The sequence below is a fragment of the Paraburkholderia sp. Ac-20342 genome (assembly GCF_017104985.1).
In the GTDB taxonomy this organism is placed as follows: Bacteria; Pseudomonadota; Gammaproteobacteria; order Burkholderiales; family Burkholderiaceae; genus Paraburkholderia.
In genome coordinates this window covers 1-16,338 of sequence record NZ_JAAGPQ010000003.1, presented here as the reverse complement: position 1 = coordinate 16,338, position 16,338 = coordinate 1, and the positions used below count along the sequence as shown (strand labels likewise).

Sequence of the window (16,338 nt, the reverse complement as noted above, 5' to 3'; positions counted from 1 at the left end):
CCGTGCTGTCGATCTGTGTGGGATTAGAGGCATAGCGTTATACATAAGTCAGTCGAGTCCTTCGCGTAGCGCACGTAACGTGTCAACGGCAGTGAGAACTTTGTCGAGGCCGCGCCAGATGGTTTTGGCGCCGGGCTCGCCGTCGCTCTTTCGGCCAGGGCGCTCGCCGATTTGCGCGATCAGCCGCACGACCTCGTTCACGGTGGGCGTCGTCGCCGGCATCTTCTTTTTTGCCAGCAGATGGGCGCCGCGAATTTTATCTGGATCGAAGAGCAAAGTGGCGTCCAGATCCGGACAGGTGCGACCTTTACGCATCGGGTAGGTCGCACGCCACGCCACTACCATGAACAAGGCCAGCGCACGCTCAATCCGGTCGACGGCGGCCAATTGCAGCGTCTCGACTTCGCAGCTATTCTTGAGCACGTGGAAACAGATTTCGATTTCCCATCGCGTCCGATACCAGTTGATCAGTTCGGGAGTTTGCCGAACGCTCCGTCTTTCAATGCGCGCTTTCCCCGGGCACCGAGATCGTCTCGATCGTGAGCCCTGCGAGACTGCGGAACGCTTGCAGCCCGGCGTGCGAGGCGCTCGCGTTGGTGATGAGCGTCCACGGCTTGTCGATGGGCGCCCAGTGTTGCTGGCTGTCGCGGTTGAGCTTGTCGGCGGTGACGAGCACGAAGAGGCTGGCTGCCTGGCGCATCAGGCATTCCTTGAGGTAGGCCTGGTCGGCCGTCGCTTCGCACAGGCCGCGACCCGGCACCACGCCATCGGCGCCAAGGAACGCCTTGTCGACCGTCACGCGCGTGAGCGCGAGCTGCGCGATCGGCCCGAGGGTGCTCATGCTCGGCTCGCGCACCTCGCCGCCGATCAGCGTGAGCGGCACGCTGCTGCCCGCCAGCGCCTGAACCGCGAGCAGGTTGTTCGTCACCACGCGGATGTCGTGCTGGCCCGCCTGCGCGAGCGCGCGCGCGAGCGCGGCAGTGGTGGTGCCGCTGTCGAGGAAGATGGTGTCGCCGGGGCGCACGTGGGCCATTGCCGCGTGGCCGATCGCATCCTTCTCCGCCTGAAAGCTCTGGCGGCGCTGTTCGAGCGACTCCTCGGGGGCATGCTTGCCGACCGAAGCCGCGCCGCCATAGGTGCGCAGAATGAGCCGTTCGTCGGCGAGCGCACGCAGGTCGCGGCGCACGGTGGCCTCCGACATGTCGAAGTGTTCGCAGAGCTCGGACACTTCGGTCATGCCGGAGAGAACGGCCTTGAGCATGGCTTCGCGGCGACGGGCTACTTTCATGAGATGTTCGGCGTTGGGTTCGGGACGTCGCCGCGCGGCGAGGCAGACGGCGTGGGCAATACGATGCGCACGTAGTTTACCTTGTCCTTTATCCCCATTCCGGCGCTGCTCGTGTCGCTAACGCATGGAATGCCGGTGGCTTGCGAGGCAGGCATCCCGCGATGCGTATGACCGGATGCCTGCTGCCTGCCTGAATCGTGCGTCAGAATTTCATATCGATACCGAGGATGATCGCTATCTGATTGCGCGACGACGACGGCGTGTTGTTCTGACCGTCCCCAATCGAGGCCGTCGCGTCGATGATGCTGGTTTTCGTGCCGGCTGCATTCGGCGTCAATGTCTTGCCACCTGCACGCTGATAAGCCTCGAGCGCATAGAGACCGGTTCGCTTGGACAACGAATAGAACTGCGTCAGATTGAACTGCTGATAACTGGCCGCGTCGCTGATGCCGTTCGCCTTGGTCGCCGCCGTATAGCTATAGCCCGCTGCGAGATCGAGGGCCGGAAGTGCCTTCCAGTGCAGCACGATGCCACCCGTATTGAAGATGGCCTTGTCGTGGAAGGCGGACGCGATACCGGGCAGGTACTGCACGTTGGAGTACGAAGCCGAGATATCGAACACCGGGCTGAAGGTGTAGCCGCTCGTCACGGCGAAGCGCTGCTGATTGGCCGCGGTCGCATAGCCATAGTTGATCGCCGACACCGCCGGTTGCGCGCCACCGCTGAGCGCAGTGGAGTTGGCGCCCCATGCACCGCCGTTCACGGTCGAATTGTTGACGCGCATGAATCCGGTCGCAATGCCGAACGGCCCCTGTGCGTACTGAGCCGCGACGCTCCAGGTCTGCCCGCTGCCCGTGGCACCCGCGACACCGCCGAGCCCGTACGAGCCGCTCACCTTCAGGCCCGCGAAGCTCGGCGACGTATAGACAAAATTGTTGTTGATGCGGAAGCTTTTATCGAGCCCGTCGATATCCCCGGGGTGTGCGCCGAATCCGCCGCTCAGCCAGTTGGGTGAGCTGTACGGCTGAAGCAGCTGGAAATACGACGTGTACTGACGGCCGGCGGTCAACGTACCGTAGCGATTGTTCGTCAGTCCCACATAGGCCTGGCGGCCGAAGAGCGTGTTCGCAAACTGCTGGGCGCCCGTTGCGCTGTTGTAGCCGCCTTCCAGCTTGAAGATGGTCTTCGTGCCATCGCCCAGATCTTCGGAGCCCGTCAAGCCGAACAGACTGCCTGACCAGACGCCCTGATTCATGTAGACCTTCGAGCGGCCGCCGCTTACTGCGCCCAGACTGCTCGAGTTGCTCAAATAGCCGATCCCTGTATCGACGACACCGTACAGCGTCACGCTGCTTTGCGCGAATGCCGGCACTGCGATCATCACCGCCACGGCGGCGACAGCGAGCTTGAGCGGGTTGTATTGCTTCATCTCCATTCCTCCAGTATTTCTAATTAGTGCGATGCCATGTATCGCCAGAATTGAAACGCCAACACCATCAGGGGATTGCTTCGGCTTCCTCCCATACGGTTAGGGATGCAAATTGAAATACCCTGAGAGCGGCGAAAATTCGCGCCGCTCCCAGGCAGATCATCCGTTTGATGCCTTGCCCGATCTCACGAAACCGGCTCTACCGATTGCCGTTGCGCCGACTCCGGTCATCGACCGGACACCCGGAAGCCGGCGTTCGCGAACCGTTCGTTACTGGCCGTTACTGGCGGTCCGCGCGGCGCGTGGCGAGGTCTTGTGCCTGCTTCAGCGCTTCGAGCATGCTGCGTTCGTCGGCGATGCCCTTGCCGGCGATATCGAATGCCGTGCCGTGATCGACCGAGGTGCGGATCACCGGCAGCCCCACGGTCACGTTCACGCCGGCTTCGAGGCCCATCACCTTCACGGGGCCGTGGCCCTGGTCGTGATACATCGCCACGACCACGTCGAAGTCGCCGCGGCCCGCGCGGAAGAACAGCGTGTCGGCGGGCAGCGGGCCTTCCACGTCCCAGCCGCGCTCGCGCAGCACGGCCACCGCCGGCATGATCTTTTCCTCTTCCTCGCCATAGCCGAACAGGCCGTTTTCGCCGGCATGCGGGTTGATGCCACATACGCCGATGCGCGGCTGTTCGATGCCCGCGCGCAGCAGCGTTTCGTGCGCGCGCTCGATCGTGCGTTGCACGAGGCCCGGCTCGATCTTGCGGATCGCGTCGAGCAGGCCGATATGCGTCGTTACGTGAATCACGCGCAGCTTGGGGGCGACGAGCATCATCGAGACTTCGGGGATGCCCGTGAGGTGCGCGAGCATTTCCGTGTGACCGGGGAAGATGTGGCCGCCCGCATGGAGCGCTTCCTTGTTGAGCGGCGCGGTGCAGATCGCGTCGAGCTCGCCCGCCGAGGTCAGCTCGGCCGCGCGCGCGATGTACTGATAGGCGGCGTCGCCGGCGACGGCGGAAAGCTGGCCATAGGGCATCGATTCGGGAATCAGGCCGAGGTCGATGCAATCGACCACGCCGGGCTGGAAGCGCGCTTCGGCGGGGGCCTTGATCGGGCGCACTTCGAGCGTGACGTTCGTGCGCCGTCCGGCGTCGACGAGCCGCTTTGCGTCGCCGATCACGAGCGGGCGGCAGCCGTCGTACACCGACTGGTGCGCGAGGCTCTTCATGATGATTTCCGGGCCCACGCCGGCGGCATCGCCCATCGTGATGCCGATTACGGGACGATAGTCCATGGTTTCCTCTTCGCAGGGTTGGCGCGGCGCTTGCGCGTCCGCTTGCGTCATGGCGGCGAGCCGCTGCCATGCGCGATAAAGGGTATCGGGGCCCCCGAAGCCGCCCGCTTTGGTGACGACGGGCAGCGTGTGAGCCGCTTCGGCGGCGGCCATGAGCGGCACGCCGTTTTCGATTTCTTCGATCACGCGCAGCTTCGCGATGCCCATGGCGGCGAGCAGCGCGCGTGCCGTTTCGCCGCCCGTGGCGATCAGCGCCGCGGCATGTGCAGCGGCGGGGGCGAGGTGCGCCGCGAGCCGGCGCGCGAGCAGTTCGCCATCGGCAACCGGCACGCGCTCGGCCTGGCTCAATGCGATCACCGCGTGGCGGCCGTGCGTGAGCGTGTGCGCCACGCGCGTGCCCAGCGTCAGCGATTCGGCGTGCAGCGGATCGAGCAGCGCAACGACGTCGACATCGAAGACATCGAAGACATCGAAGGTGTCGCCCGTGTTTGCACGCAGTGTGGCGACCTGTTTGTGCGAGACGCCCGACATGCTGCCGACGACCACCAGCACACCACGCGGGTGTTGCGCGGTCGTGACGGGCACAGCGGGCGTGGTGGGCATGACGCTGCGCTGCCCGTTCCCGTCGGCCAACGTGGCGATCAAAGTTTGTGCGAGTCCGGCCGAGCCGACCCAGAACACGCCATCGAGCGCGGCCGAGGCCTGCGCGAGCACGGCGAGGTCCGCATCGGTTTCGCTGTCGCAGACCACGGCTTGACACTGCGCGGCGCGCAAGGCTTCGAGACGCGCGCGCAACGGCGCCGCTCCTTCGCGCACGGCTTGCAGATCGATGTGCGCGACTTTCAGGCCGGCGTCCGTGAGCATCGACGGCAGATGGCCGGTGCCGCCGATGCCTTCGTTGCGCCAGACTTCCGTTGCTTCGACGGGCACGCCGTGCACGAGGAGACAGCCGTTGCGCGTGGTGCGCCCAGCCTCGGGCAGCGCGGGCGCGACGATCGCCATGCCCGCGTGGGCCGCGAGCGCGGCCACTTCCGCGGCAACGTTGCCGCGCAGCGTCGAATCGATTTTCTTGTAGAGCCGTCGCCCGGCGCCGTGTGCGCGCCACGCCTGCGCATTCGCACTCGCCGCCTCGGCGGGCGCGGCGCGGCGGGTGTCGGTGTCGATCGCGAGTACGTCGGTTGTGGCCGCGATGCCGGGCGTCGCCGCGGCGTTCAGACAGACCACGCTCGCGAGGCCATGATGCGTGCACTTCACGGCGCAGTCGGCCGTGCCGGAGAGGTCGTCTCCGAGTATCAGCAGGCGCTCGTTGCGGGGGGCGGCGGTGTTCATGTCGTGAGTTTCGATTGCGGTCTTGCGGAGTGCGTTCGGTGCCGAGCCCTTCCGGCTGTTCGCGGACACGGGCGAGGTGTGGGGCAAACCGTGCAGGGCGACGCTGCGTCAGGCATGCGCGCCGATCGCGGTGTGCAACGGACGAGGCATCGCGATGCTCCTGCCTGTCCTGATCGCTTCCAGCGAGATTGCCTGATTGATTCGGTCAGTTCGGGTTGCGTTGCGGCCCCTGTCTGGTCGAATATTGACCGTTTAAGTCATCTTATTTGATCGAAATGCTCAAATCAACCGAGGGAAAACCCTTGAAATGATTGAATCGATCAATTTGAGGGGGTTTTGACGGGCGTTTGCACGTTTGCTGTGGAGAGACAAACAGCGTGCGGTCCAGTTACCGGAGCGGGGCAGGTTGCCGGGCAGCGTGGTCGCGGCTCAATCGCGGAAGTTCGCGCGACGCTGGCCGGCCGACGGAATGACAATGGCGGCGGGCGCGCGATCCAATGCCTCGCCGGGGCCGTACACCACGGCGCGCGACTCGCTCATTTGCCGTCGTAGACCTCGATATCCTCGAGCGCGTCAGGCTGATTTTGCCGCAGGCTCGGCAGGAAGATGTCGTTGATCAGACCGAGCGCAGTCTGCTGTATCCGCTTGGCAATGCTTGCGCCTTCGTCTTCGCGCGCGACGACCACGATCGTACGGCGGATCGGAACGCCCGGAAAGCGCACGGAGGTTATGCGGTCGCCGCGCTCGATCAGACGGAAGAACGCGAGCGGCGGCAGCAGGCTCCAGCCGAGCCCCGAGACGACCATCTGCGCCGCCCCTTCGACCGTATCCAGGTGATAGCGGGTCGAGGTCTCGATACCGGCTGCGGCCAGCCAGCGATCGATGCTGGACAGCATATGGGGATCGCGGCCGAAGCGGATCATGCTCATGCCGGCGATGCGTTCGAGAACCGGTATGTGCGCCTTCTCAGGTTCGTCGGGCAGGATGATGCGGTAGGACTCGGAGAAGACCGGCAACGCGATCAACCCTTGCGGAGGCGGCGCATCGTCGGCCGTAATCACGAAATCGCAGCGGCGATCGAGGAGCGCGATGATTCGCGAAGCTTCGTAGCCGGTGTCCACGAACCACTGCACCGCCGTTTCCTGCAGGCTCTTGAGCATGAACGGGCCGAGGGTCGTGGCGAAGCTGTTGAGCATGCCGACGCGCAGGATAGGCAGTTGCGCCGCGTTGTCGAGGCGCAAACTGCTTTGCAGCCGCCGGATGCTTTCCACGACCGCGGAAGCCTGCTTGAGGAAGGCGGCCCCTCGCAGTGTCAGGACCGGAGGCCGGATCGAGCGATCGAACAGATCGATGCCGCTTGCTTCCTCGAGCTTGACGATGGCTTGCGAAACGGCCGGCTGCGAAAGGCCGAATTTCTCGGCCGCCGCGCTCATGCTGCCCGTTTCGGCAACCGAAACGAAGATCGCAAGCCGATGCAAATTGATCTTGTCGCCAAACAATCCGTCCGTCGATGAAGAACGCGGCACTTTCGGGGTGTTCAATGTCGAGGCTCTCCACTTCCAGTTGGACCCGCGCGCCGGGCTCGCCCGCCGCGCCGGGATTTTCTCATGTTTTCAACTGCTCAGGATGCGTCGAACCGTGGCCTACTTCAGCTTGCGCTGCAGGTCGGCGGGCAGAAAACTCTGGTCGACGTAGTCGCGCCAGTCGACTTTCTCCTTCAGGTCGCCGGTCTTCTGCGAGAGGTCGACAAGCGCGTCGAGACCCTTCGGGTTGATGTCGCCCTGGCCGAAGAAGACCGAGCCGTCGGCAGACGGACGGTCGACCAGTTCGGCGAGCATCGCTCTCACGACGTTGGGGTCCATCTTGTAGACCTTGGCGATGATGGCTACCGATTCATCGCGATTGGTCTTGATGAAATTCACCGCCCGCCGGCGCGCCGCGATGATGCCCCTGAGCATGTCCGGATGCTCCTTGATCGTCTTGACGGAGGTCACGCCGACCGAGGTGTTGACCGCCGAAAAAAGATCGCGCGACCAGAAGAGCGGCTTGAACGTGTTTTTGTTCATCGTGTACGTCGGCTCCGACACGAGCGCGAGGTCGATGCCGCCGTTTTGCAGCGCGGTCAGCGCCGCGCCGTATGCGCCCGTCGAAATCAGCTTGACATCCGAGGGCTTCAGACCGGCTTTCTCGACCAGCAGGAAGTCCAGCGACTGGCTCGTGCTCAGCGGGGTCGTGAAGGAGATGCGCTTGCCCTTCAGATCGGCCAGGGTCTTGATCGGGGAATTGGGCTTGACCAGCCAGACGAACTGCGCCGAGGTCTGGGTGTTGTCGCTGATGATCCGGAGATCGGAGCCGTTCTTGATCGCCTTCAGCGTCGGAATCAGCGCGCTGTCGGCGTAGGGCAGATCGCCGGCGATCAGGTTACGCACCTCGGTGCTGCCACCGGGCGAGCCGATCACGGCCGAAACGTCGACGCCGGCGTCCTTGAAATAACCCTTTGCCAGCGCGATCGCCCACGGCATGCCGATGACGGAGCTGCCGTAATTCGTGGCGGCGATCTCGACGCTCGACGCCGGTGTGCTCATCACGCCGCACGTCAGTGCTGCGGCGACCACGACGGACCACAGTCCGCGTCTCCTTGTATTTGCTTTCATTGTCACTTCTCCATTCTGCTGTTTGGGTTAGCTCAGATCCGGTGATGCAAACGCTCGTCCAGCTTCATCAACACGCCGCTGAGAACCGCGGCGAACACGATCAGGATCAGCGTGATCGCGGAAATGTCGGTCACGACATTGTTCGCCACGGCGTTCATCAGGCGAAAACCGACGCCCTTGCTGGAGCCGAACATCTCGCAAAGGATCACGCCGATCAGGGCGCCCGAAATGCCGATGCGCAAACCCGTGAAGATTTCCGGGATGGCTGCCGGCAAGGCGATGGAAAACAGGGTCTGCGTCGTCGACAGGCCCATCGTGCGGGCGCTTTTCAGATAGACGGGCTTGATGTTGCGCACGGCGCTCATCGTGAAAAGAATGATCGGGATGATGCCGTGCAGGACCCCGAAGGCGACTTCCGAGCTGATGCCGATGCCGAAGAACAGCGTAATCATCGGGAAGAACATCAGCTTCGGAATCGAATAGAGGCCGGCGATCATCGGCTCCACCACATCGCCGGTCAGCCGCCGCAGACCGAGGATCGCGCCGAGCAGTATTCCGAGCACCGCCTCGATGACGACCGAGAAGCCGAAGGCGGAGAACGTCGTACGGATGTCGCCCCAGAAATCCGCCGAGCCGAGCATGGCGATGGCGGTGCGCGTCGCCTGCCACGGCGAGGCAAGCGCGACCGATCCGCCGATCTGGAAGAAAACCTGCCAGAGCACGACGAACGCCACGGCGATCATCAGCAGGTCGAAGGAACGTTGATGCTGTTTCCACATCGAGGGCCTGGCCGTGCCGTCGATCGTATTGAAGTTGCCGATGATGTTCATGCGAGCCCTCTGCGTTGGCGCAAGCGACGTTCCCAGCCAAGAAGGATCGTATTGACGATCGACACGATGATCAGCACCAGCAGAACGATCGCGTACATCTTGTTGTTGTCGAAGTCGTGGAACGCGTAAAAGATCTGGTAGCCGAGGCCGCCAGTCGACAGGATGAATTCGGCGCCGAGCACGCCGACGAACGCCTGCGCGATCGCCAGCTTGACGCCGTTGAATATGTGCGGGGCGGCCGAGGGAAGAATGACCTCGCGCACCGTGCTCCATTTGCTCAGGCGAAACACCCTGGCCGTCTTGCGCATCACCTTGGGAACGCGGTCGAGCCCGTTGAGCGTGCTGGCGATCATGGTAACGACGGCAAGCAGGAAGCCCAGCAGCACTTTCGGCGTATCCGTCAGGCCGAAGAGGGCGATGAACAACGGATAGAACACGAACATCGGGATCGAATAGTAGATCGACAGAACCGGGTCGATCGCGCGCCGCAGGCGGGGCAGGGCATGCAGGATCACCGCCCCGAGAATGCCGAAGATCACCGCGCCGACGATGGCGATGAGAACGGCGCCCAAGGTCGCGACGATCTCCGCGGTCAGGCTGCCGTCGCGCAGCAGGTGAAACAGCGCCACCGCCATCTTGCTCGGTGGAATGAGCGTATAGCTGTCGATCAGGCCCGTACGGCAGACGATCTCGAGCGCGATGACGCACAGCACGACGACAAGTAGTCTGATGCGTCCGAGTGTCATGATTTCGCCTTCGCATACTGGCTGGCGCGGATCGATTCCTCGCGCAGCAACGACCAGAGATGTGCCGTCAAGGTGCCGAACTTGTCCGACGAGGCGATCCGGCTGTCGCGCTCGCGGCTCCAGCCCGTTTCGATGATTTCGATAAACCGGCCGGGCCGCGCCGACATCACGCCGACGCGGTCGGACAGCATGGCCGCCTCGTCGAGCGCATGGGTGATGAGGACGACGGTCGCCCCGGTCGCCCGCCACAGGTTGAGGACCTCGTCGCCCATCAGCAATCGCGTCTGCTGGTCGAGGGCGGCGAAGGGTTCGTCGAGGAGAATGAGGCGCGGCTCCATCACCAGCGTGCGCGCGATGCAGACGCGCTGGCGCATGCCGCCGGACAGCTGCGCCGGATAGGAATCGCGGAATGCGGTGAGACCGGTCAGCGCCAGCGCCCGCTCGGCGCGTTCCGCTGCGATCTTCGGATCGACGCCGTTGCGCTTCAGGCCGAAGGTGATGTTCTTCCAGACCGTCAGCCAGGGGAAGCTCGCGTCTTCCTGGAAGACCACGCCCACGCCGTCGGGAATGCTGCCCTGGACCCGCTTGCCGTCCATCAGCACTTCGCCGCCCGTCGGTGTCGCGAGGCCAGCCAGCACTTCCAGAAACGTGGACTTGCCGCAGCCGGACGGGCCGACGATCGAGAAGAATTCGCCCTGGCGCAGATCGAGCGTGATCGGACCCATCGCGTGGACGGCAGGGGCACCGCCGCGCGACGGAAAAACCTGGCTGACGTCGTTCAGCCGCACGATGGCGGGATGCGTCGACGCGGAAGCGGAATTGTCAAGATTGGTAAGCAAAGGAATCTCCTCCTTCTCTTCGTCCCGGAGACGACCGTGTTACGTCGTCGCGGGACTGATATTGAATATGAGCGATACGCCCGGTGTCACCCGGATGTCGGCAGCCATGGCATATCGGCCTGGCGTGCCTCCTCGAAGGCTCTGATGGCCTCGATATGGCCGAGGGTGACGTCGATATCGTCGACGCCGTCGATCAGCCGCTGCTTGCGCAGGGCGTTGATCTCGAAATCGAACGTCGATCCGTCCGGCGCGATGACCGATTGCGCGGGCAGGTCGATGGTGATCGTCGCGCCCGGCGTCGCGCGCAGTTGCCGCCACAGGGCATGGATCGCCGGGTAGGGCAGCACGATCGGCAGCACGCCGTTCTGCAGACAGTTTGCGTAGAAGATATCGCCGAAGCTCGGTCCGATGAGCGCGCGCAGGCCGAAATCGAGCACCGCGTAAGCGGCGCCCTCGCGCGACGAGCCGCAGCCGAAATCGGCGTCCGTGACGAGAATCTCGCAGTGCTGATAGGCGGGCTGGTTGAGCGAAAAGTCGGCCCGCGGCTGCTCTTTTTCGTCGAAGCGAAGATCGTGCAGGAAGGCTTCACTGTAGTCGTGACCGGGGCGGCGATGCCGGCGCATGTAGCGTCCCGGCAGGATCATGCCGGTGTCGATCTTGGCGATCTCCACGGGCGCCGCGATTGCGGTCAATGTCACGAACGGCTTCATGACGCTATCTCCTTGACGGCCATGCTGCGGACATCGGCCAGGTGCCCGGCGACGGCGGCGGCGGCAACCATCGCGGGGCTCATGATATGGGTTCGGGAATCGCGGCCCTGGCGGCCTTCGAAATTGCGGTTGGTGGTCGAGGCCGAGCGTTCGCCGGGCGCGACCAGTTCGCCGTTGGAGCCGTTGCACATGGAGCAGCCGGAATCGCGCCACTCCAGGCCGGCGGCCTTGAAAATGAGGTCGAGCCCCTCGGCTTCGGCCTGGCGCTTGACCGACGACGAGCCGGGCGAAACCATGCCGGGAACGACGCAGCGGCGGCCCTTCAGAACCGCGGCGGCGCTGCGCAGGTCCTCGATGCGGCTGTTGGTGCAGGAGCCGATGAAAACGCGATCGATGCGGATCTGCTGTAGCGGCGTCAGCGGCGCGAGACCGAGATATTCGAGCGCGCGCTCGACATGGCGGCGGCGGTCGGCATCGGCGATGGCCGCCGGATCGGGCACGGTCCCGTCGATCGGCGCACAGTCTTCCGGGCTCGTTCCCCAGCTGACCATCGGTGCGAGCGTCGAGACGTCGATGTGCAGTTCGCGGGCGAAGACGGCGCCTTCGTCGCTGTGCAGCGTGCGCCAGTGCGCCAGCGCCTTGTCCCAGGCGTCACCCTGCGGGCTCTTGGGGCGGCCTGCGAGATAGGCGAAGGTGGTGTCGTCGGGCGCGATCAGTCCGATCTTGGCGCCAGCCTCGACCGACATGTTGCAGATCGTCATGCGGCCTTCCATCGACATCGCGCGGATCGTCGAGCCGGCATATTCGATGGCATGGCCGACCGCGCCGCCCACACCGATGCGCGCAATGATGCTGAGAATGATGTCCTTCGGCGTCACGCCGTCCGGCAGTTCGCCGTCGATCACGATGCGCATCGGCTTCGGGCGGCTCATCCACACCGTCTGGGTGGCGATGACGTGCCGCAACTGGTTCGACGCGCCGATCGGCGATGCCAGCAGGCCGAAGGCGCCGTTGGTCGCCGTGTGGGAATCGTTGCAGGTAATCATCATGCCGGGCTGGGCGATGCCGAGTTCCGGCGCGATCACGTGGATGATGCCCTGCATGCGGTGATGCATGTCGATATGCGGCAAGGCGAAGTCTCGGGCGTTTTCCGCCTGCATTTCGACGACGCGGCGGATTTCCGGATTGGCGATGCCGGCCGTTCCGGCCGCCCGGTTGATGGTCGGCAGATAGTGGTCGGTGACGGCCATCTGCTGCGTCGGCCGGCGTGCCTTGCGTCCTTCCAGCCGGAGCTGGTCGAACGCGAGGAACGCGCCGCCCTCGTTGATCATGTTGAAATCGACGTAGAGCAGGTCCTCGCCGTGCGGCGAGACGACCACCACATGACTGTTCCAGAGCTTCTCGAACAGGGTCAGGGGCGCGGCCGGATGCGAGGGGGCGCCTTTCATGCCGACGCCTCTTCGACCATCGCCCGCGCCTGGCTGGCGAGCATCTGGATATCGCCCGCGACCGAGACGAACTGGCAGCCGGCCGCCAGCCATTTCCGGCCGGTGGCGCCGTCGCCCGCGGACATGCCAGCGAACGCACCGGCGGCGCGAATCTTCGGAATTGCGCCGGTGATAGCCGCGATGACATCGGCATGGCCGGATGCGCGCGCATGGCCGAGATCGGCGGCGAGATCGGCCGGGCCGATCAGCACGCCGTGCACGCCGTCCACGGCTGCGATCTCTTCGATACGGCCCAAGGCCGCCCGCGTCTCGATCATGACGATCAGGCAGACGCGCGCATCGATTTCATCGAAATAATCGCTGCCGCCCGCGTAGTGGTTGCCGCGATGGACCTTGGCGACGCTACGCACGCCATGCGGCGGATAGCGCGTTGCCGCGACGGCCATTTGCGCTTCCTCGACGGTCTCCACCATCGGCACGACGATGTTTTCGATGCCGAAATCGAGCAGCTGCTGGATCAGCAGCGAATCCAGCTTGGGAAGCCGCACGAGGACATGCGCTGGCGTGCCCGCAAGGGCCTGTGCCTGCTGCAGCACCGACATCAGATCGTTGGGGGAATGCTCCATGTCGATATAGACGTAGTCGCAACCGCTGAAGCCGAGCGCCTCGGCGGCGATCGGGCTGCACAGCTGCGAGCGCAGGCCGATCTGCTGGCGGCCGGCGCGCATTTCGCCAATAAAGGATGGTTTCTTTTCTGTCGTTCTCGTCACGGCTTCGTCGCCTCCAACGGATATTTTACTTATATTTAGTATAAGTATTAAAAAATGGCCGATATGCCCCCGCGTTTTGCCGCAGTGGCGCAATGCTCAGCAAGCCTGGTCAGTAAGCCGCCTCGTAGATGGCGAGGATGTCGTCACGCGAGATGTCGCGTGGATTGTTGTCGAGCAGACGCCGGATGGCGTGTGCTTCTTCCGCCATGGCGGGCAGATCGTCGCGCGGCACGGCGAAGCCCGAAAGCTTCATCTCGCAGCCGAGTTCCACGCAGAATTCATAGGCGGCCTCGAAGACCGAGGCGCGTTCCGGCGCGTTTAGCGCGGCAAGGACCGCGGCCGTTTTTTCGGGCGCCGCGTCGGCATTGAAGGCCAGCGTGTGCGGGAAGATCAGCGCGTTCGCCGCGCCGTGAGCGACGTGATAACGCGTCCCCAGCGGATAGGCGACAGCGTGCCCGGCAGTCGTATTGACCGGACCGAGACAGTAGCCGCCGTAAAGCGACGCCAGCGACAGGCCGCAACGTGCCTCCATGTCGGCGCCGTCTGCCACCGCCCGCTTGAGATAGCGCCCGACGAGCCGCACGCCTTCGAGCGCACACATGTCGATGGTGACGTGCGCGCGCCGGCTCGTGAATGCCTCGACGCAATGCGCCATGGCGTCGACGCCGGTCACTGCCGTCACTTGCGGGGGAAGGGTCAGGGTCAAGGCGGGATCGATGACCGCGAGGTCGGCCAGCATGTGGTTGCTTTGCACGGCCAGCTTGTTCTGCGTGAGCGGGTCCGTCACCAGCGAACGCGTTCCCGTCTCGCTACCGGTCCCGGCGGTGGTCGGCACCTGAACGAGCGCGGCGCGCTTGCCCGGAACCCGCTCGACACCCACTACGTCGGCGATGCCTTGACCGCTGCCCGGCAAAACCGCGGCGAGCTTGGCGAGGTCCATGGCGCTGCCGCCGCCGAAGCCGACCACCAGGTCCGGCCGCACCTCTTCCGCGACGGCCAGCAGCGCTTCCAGATTGACGACATCGGGCTCGGGGCGGACATCCGCAAAAACCGTGACCGCGCCGCTCAGACCGAGCACGTCGACGCGCTGGGCATTGAAGGCGTCGGCGACGACGAGGATGCGCTTGAAACGGCTACCGTTCCATGTCCCGACCTTCGAGACGGAGCCCGGCCCGAACTCGATGACCGGCGGACGAACCAGGGTGATGGATGACGACGATATCGGCATGGACGCTCATTCCCTCATGTAGATAGGGATAGGCAGACCCGCACTTCGTCGCGCCAGCGGCGCGCTTCTCATCCCTTGAAAACGATTATACTAAATATAAGTTTTCGCGCAAGAAGACTTTTTGACGGGTGTCGGGGATCCGTGAAATTTCGTCGGGGCGAATTTAAGCTGATGTTTTGTAAGAGGAATTCGTGATTTCGGCGAGTGGCGGCGGTCTGCGCCTGAAGCGCCGGCGAATCGGCGCCAAGCTGGGTGAGGGAGGAGTCGAGAGGGTGGGGAGGATGGCGACACGCCGGCGCCGATGAGGGCGTTCTTGCGGCGCCGTGGGTTTGCACGACAGCCACGGCATGTCGTGCAGGATGAGCCTGTTTGAGCCGAGCCGGTGGTATTGGATGAACTTGCGTCGATCGTGCCGGATACGGTCACGGTTGCGAAGAGCAGTTGGTCACTGCGGCAGCGGCGCTTACTAAAACACGCCGTTGCGCCGGTCGCCGCCTTTTCGATAATTCCGGTTGCCTTGATCCGGATTGCGGTTCACAAGCGGTCTTGCATAAAGCGGATGATGCAGGCTACGCACTTCATGTTCGAGCTTGAAGCAGTCCGCACCGCTCTCGGGATCGATCAGCGTCGCGAAGCGATACTGATGCGGTTCCTCGCCATAGACCAGCCCGCGTTCGGCAAGTCGTGCGTACGGCCCGGAGAAGTTGCTCACATAGACCTGGATATGATGACCGTCGTATTCGGGGTTGGCCTCGAGCGTTTCGGCATAGATGAGTTGCTGATGCGTGCCGATCGCGATGACCGCCTGCTGCAACCCGCCGCCATCGAGAAGCTCGACAGGGGTGTTGAACATCTCGCGATAAAAAGCTGCAATCGGGCGCGCGCAACCCGCCGGTACATCGAGTTGCACATAGGCCATGCCGAGATCGATGGCCGGCCCGGCGGCGTTCTGCCGATACGTCTCCGGGTCGAGGCAGTCATAGCGGTTTCCCCACGGACAATTCACCTCTACGCGGTCGTCCCGCTCGGTCCATCCGAACGCCGTGCCGTCGAGCAGGGGTTGCACGGCTCTCAGGCGTTCGACGAGCGATTGGCGTTCGCCCACGATCAGTCCGACATGCCCGCGCAGACGCTGCGCGTCGCCGTGCGGCAGATGAATCTGCGAGCGGCCGACGTTGATCCACATATTGGTGACGCCGGTCATCAGATAGGGATCGCGCGTCAGTCCAAGTCCGCTGACATAGAACGCGGTCGCGGCGCGCTGGTCCGGTATCGTGAGGTTGAGATGCTCCAGCAGCACGAGATTGCCGGTGTCCTCACGCGCGTAATCAAAGCGATTCATTGCATGGCCCTCGGAAGATGGGAACGATAAGTAACAAGCGGAATACGAATGCATTCAATCAGGATGCGTCTCGACGTTCGACGCATCCATGACTCATGCTGCCTTTCTTGCTACGTTATGGTCGTCCGGCAATTCGATCCGCTTGATATCGCCGAGAATGAAGATGTACGACGCCGCGCCCAGTATCGCCACCGCGCCGATAAACATCAGCCCCCAGTAGAACGAACCGGTCAGTGAGACGATCGCGCCAATCACGATCGGCGTAACGATGCCGGCGATGTTCGCAGTGAAATTGAAAATGCCGCCGGTAAGTCCCATCAGGCGCTTCGGTGCGATATCGGGAATGATCGACCAGCCGAGCCCGCCCATGCCCTGACCGAAAAACGCGAGCGACAGCACCGCGATCACGGCGGTATCGCTCTGCACATAGAGCGCGA

At 63.9% G+C, this 16,338-nt stretch carries 14 protein-coding genes and 1 pseudogene; all 15 read right to left on the bottom strand.

Translation table 11 applies throughout. The features are described 5' to 3' along the window. Window positions 1–48: 48 nt before the first annotated feature. Window positions 49–504, bottom strand: coding sequence for an IS4 family transposase (locus G3N58_RS01665; protein ID WP_346778232.1), 456 nt, complete (start codon window positions 502–504; stop codon window positions 49–51). Continuing rightward, a complete protein-coding gene (locus G3N58_RS01660; protein ID WP_167037148.1) occupies window positions 500–1,288 on the bottom strand; it encodes a DeoR/GlpR family DNA-binding transcription regulator in 789 nt (262 codons plus the stop codon). Before G3N58_RS01660 ends, G3N58_RS01665 begins: the two co-directional genes overlap by 5 nt. 202 nt (window positions 1,289–1,490) lie before the next feature. Continuing rightward, complete coding sequence (locus tag G3N58_RS01655) at window positions 1,491–2,717, bottom strand: porin (protein WP_205998332.1); 1,227 nt, start codon at window positions 2,715–2,717, stop codon at window positions 1,491–1,493. A gap of 280 nt (window positions 2,718–2,997) precedes the next feature. Continuing rightward, complete coding sequence (pdxA, locus tag G3N58_RS01650; protein WP_205998331.1) at window positions 2,998–5,334, bottom strand: 4-hydroxythreonine-4-phosphate dehydrogenase PdxA; 2,337 nt, start codon at window positions 5,332–5,334, stop codon at window positions 2,998–3,000. A 536-nt stretch (window positions 5,335–5,870) separates the two neighbouring features. Further along, window positions 5,871–6,875, bottom strand: a complete 1,005-nt coding sequence (locus G3N58_RS01645) for a LysR family transcriptional regulator (RefSeq protein ID WP_205998330.1) — start codon at window positions 6,873–6,875, stop codon at window positions 5,871–5,873. 102 nt (window positions 6,876–6,977) lie between these two features. Further along, on the bottom strand, window positions 6,978–7,988 hold the full coding sequence (locus G3N58_RS01640; RefSeq protein ID WP_167037136.1) for an ABC transporter substrate-binding protein: 1,011 nt from the start codon (window positions 7,986–7,988) through the stop codon (window positions 6,978–6,980). Between the two features lie 32 nt (window positions 7,989–8,020). Next, window positions 8,021–8,818: an ABC transporter permease subunit gene (locus G3N58_RS01635; protein ID WP_167037133.1), complete on the bottom strand. Its 798-nt coding sequence runs from the start codon at window positions 8,816–8,818 to the stop codon at window positions 8,021–8,023. After that, window positions 8,815–9,564: an ABC transporter permease gene (locus G3N58_RS01630; RefSeq protein WP_205192499.1), complete on the bottom strand. Its 750-nt coding sequence runs from the start codon at window positions 9,562–9,564 to the stop codon at window positions 8,815–8,817. Before G3N58_RS01630 ends, G3N58_RS01635 begins: the two co-directional genes overlap by 4 nt. Further along, window positions 9,561–10,352, bottom strand: coding sequence for an ABC transporter ATP-binding protein (locus G3N58_RS01625; RefSeq protein ID WP_345889813.1), 792 nt, complete (start codon window positions 10,350–10,352; stop codon window positions 9,561–9,563). Before G3N58_RS01625 ends, G3N58_RS01630 begins: the two co-directional genes overlap by 4 nt. A gap of 137 nt (window positions 10,353–10,489) precedes the next feature. After that, the gene (gene leuD / locus G3N58_RS01620; RefSeq protein ID WP_167037130.1) at window positions 10,490–11,113 is read right to left on the bottom strand and encodes a 3-isopropylmalate dehydratase small subunit; all 624 of its coding nucleotides are present in this window, start codon (window positions 11,111–11,113) and stop codon (window positions 10,490–10,492) included. Further along, the gene (leuC, locus tag G3N58_RS01615; protein ID WP_167037127.1) at window positions 11,110–12,561 is read right to left on the bottom strand and encodes a 3-isopropylmalate dehydratase large subunit; all 1,452 of its coding nucleotides are present in this window, start codon (window positions 12,559–12,561) and stop codon (window positions 11,110–11,112) included. Before leuC ends, leuD begins: the two co-directional genes overlap by 4 nt. Continuing rightward, on the bottom strand, window positions 12,558–13,331 hold the full coding sequence (locus G3N58_RS01610) for an aldolase/citrate lyase family protein (RefSeq protein ID WP_167037124.1): 774 nt from the start codon (window positions 13,329–13,331) through the stop codon (window positions 12,558–12,560). Before G3N58_RS01610 ends, leuC begins: the two co-directional genes overlap by 4 nt. Before the next feature lie 109 nt (window positions 13,332–13,440). Further along, window positions 13,441–14,559: an iron-containing alcohol dehydrogenase gene (locus tag G3N58_RS01605; protein WP_205998329.1), complete on the bottom strand. Its 1,119-nt coding sequence runs from the start codon at window positions 14,557–14,559 to the stop codon at window positions 13,441–13,443. A 466-nt stretch (window positions 14,560–15,025) separates the two neighbouring features. Continuing rightward, window positions 15,026–15,901 (bottom strand): glyoxalase/bleomycin resistance/dioxygenase family protein, encoded by an 876-nt coding sequence (locus G3N58_RS01600; protein ID WP_167037119.1) that lies wholly within the window; start codon window positions 15,899–15,901, stop codon window positions 15,026–15,028. Window positions 15,902–15,994: 93 nt separating this feature from the next. Beyond that, window positions 15,995–16,338: pseudogene (locus G3N58_RS01595) on the bottom strand (MFS transporter); the annotation flags it as partial.

Excerpts from the sequence above, each read along its gene's own strand:
- G3N58_RS01630 (WP_205192499.1), bottom strand. The coding sequence starts at position 9,564 with ATGACACTCGGACGCATCAGACTACTTGTCGTCGTGCTGTGCGTCATC.
- G3N58_RS01600 (WP_167037119.1), bottom strand. The coding sequence starts at position 15,901 with ATGAATCGCTTTGATTACGCGCGTGAGGACACCGGCAATCTCGTGCTG.
- G3N58_RS01660 (WP_167037148.1), bottom strand. The coding sequence starts at position 1,288 with ATGAAAGTAGCCCGTCGCCGCGAAGCCATGCTCAAGGCCGTTCTCTCC.
- leuD (WP_167037130.1), bottom strand. The coding sequence starts at position 11,113 with ATGAAGCCGTTCGTGACATTGACCGCAATCGCGGCGCCCGTGGAGATC.
- pdxA (WP_205998331.1), bottom strand. The coding sequence starts at position 5,334 with ATGAACACCGCCGCCCCCCGCAACGAGCGCCTGCTGATACTCGGAGAC.
- leuC (WP_167037127.1), bottom strand. The coding sequence starts at position 12,561 with ATGAAAGGCGCCCCCTCGCATCCGGCCGCGCCCCTGACCCTGTTCGAG.
- G3N58_RS01655 (WP_205998332.1), bottom strand. The coding sequence starts at position 2,717 with ATGAAGCAATACAACCCGCTCAAGCTCGCTGTCGCCGCCGTGGCGGTG.
- G3N58_RS01635 (WP_167037133.1), bottom strand. The coding sequence starts at position 8,818 with ATGAACATCATCGGCAACTTCAATACGATCGACGGCACGGCCAGGCCC.
- G3N58_RS01605 (WP_205998329.1), bottom strand. The coding sequence starts at position 14,559 with ATGCCGATATCGTCGTCATCCATCACCCTGGTTCGTCCGCCGGTCATC.
- G3N58_RS01640 (WP_167037136.1), bottom strand. The coding sequence starts at position 7,988 with ATGAAAGCAAATACAAGGAGACGCGGACTGTGGTCCGTCGTGGTCGCC.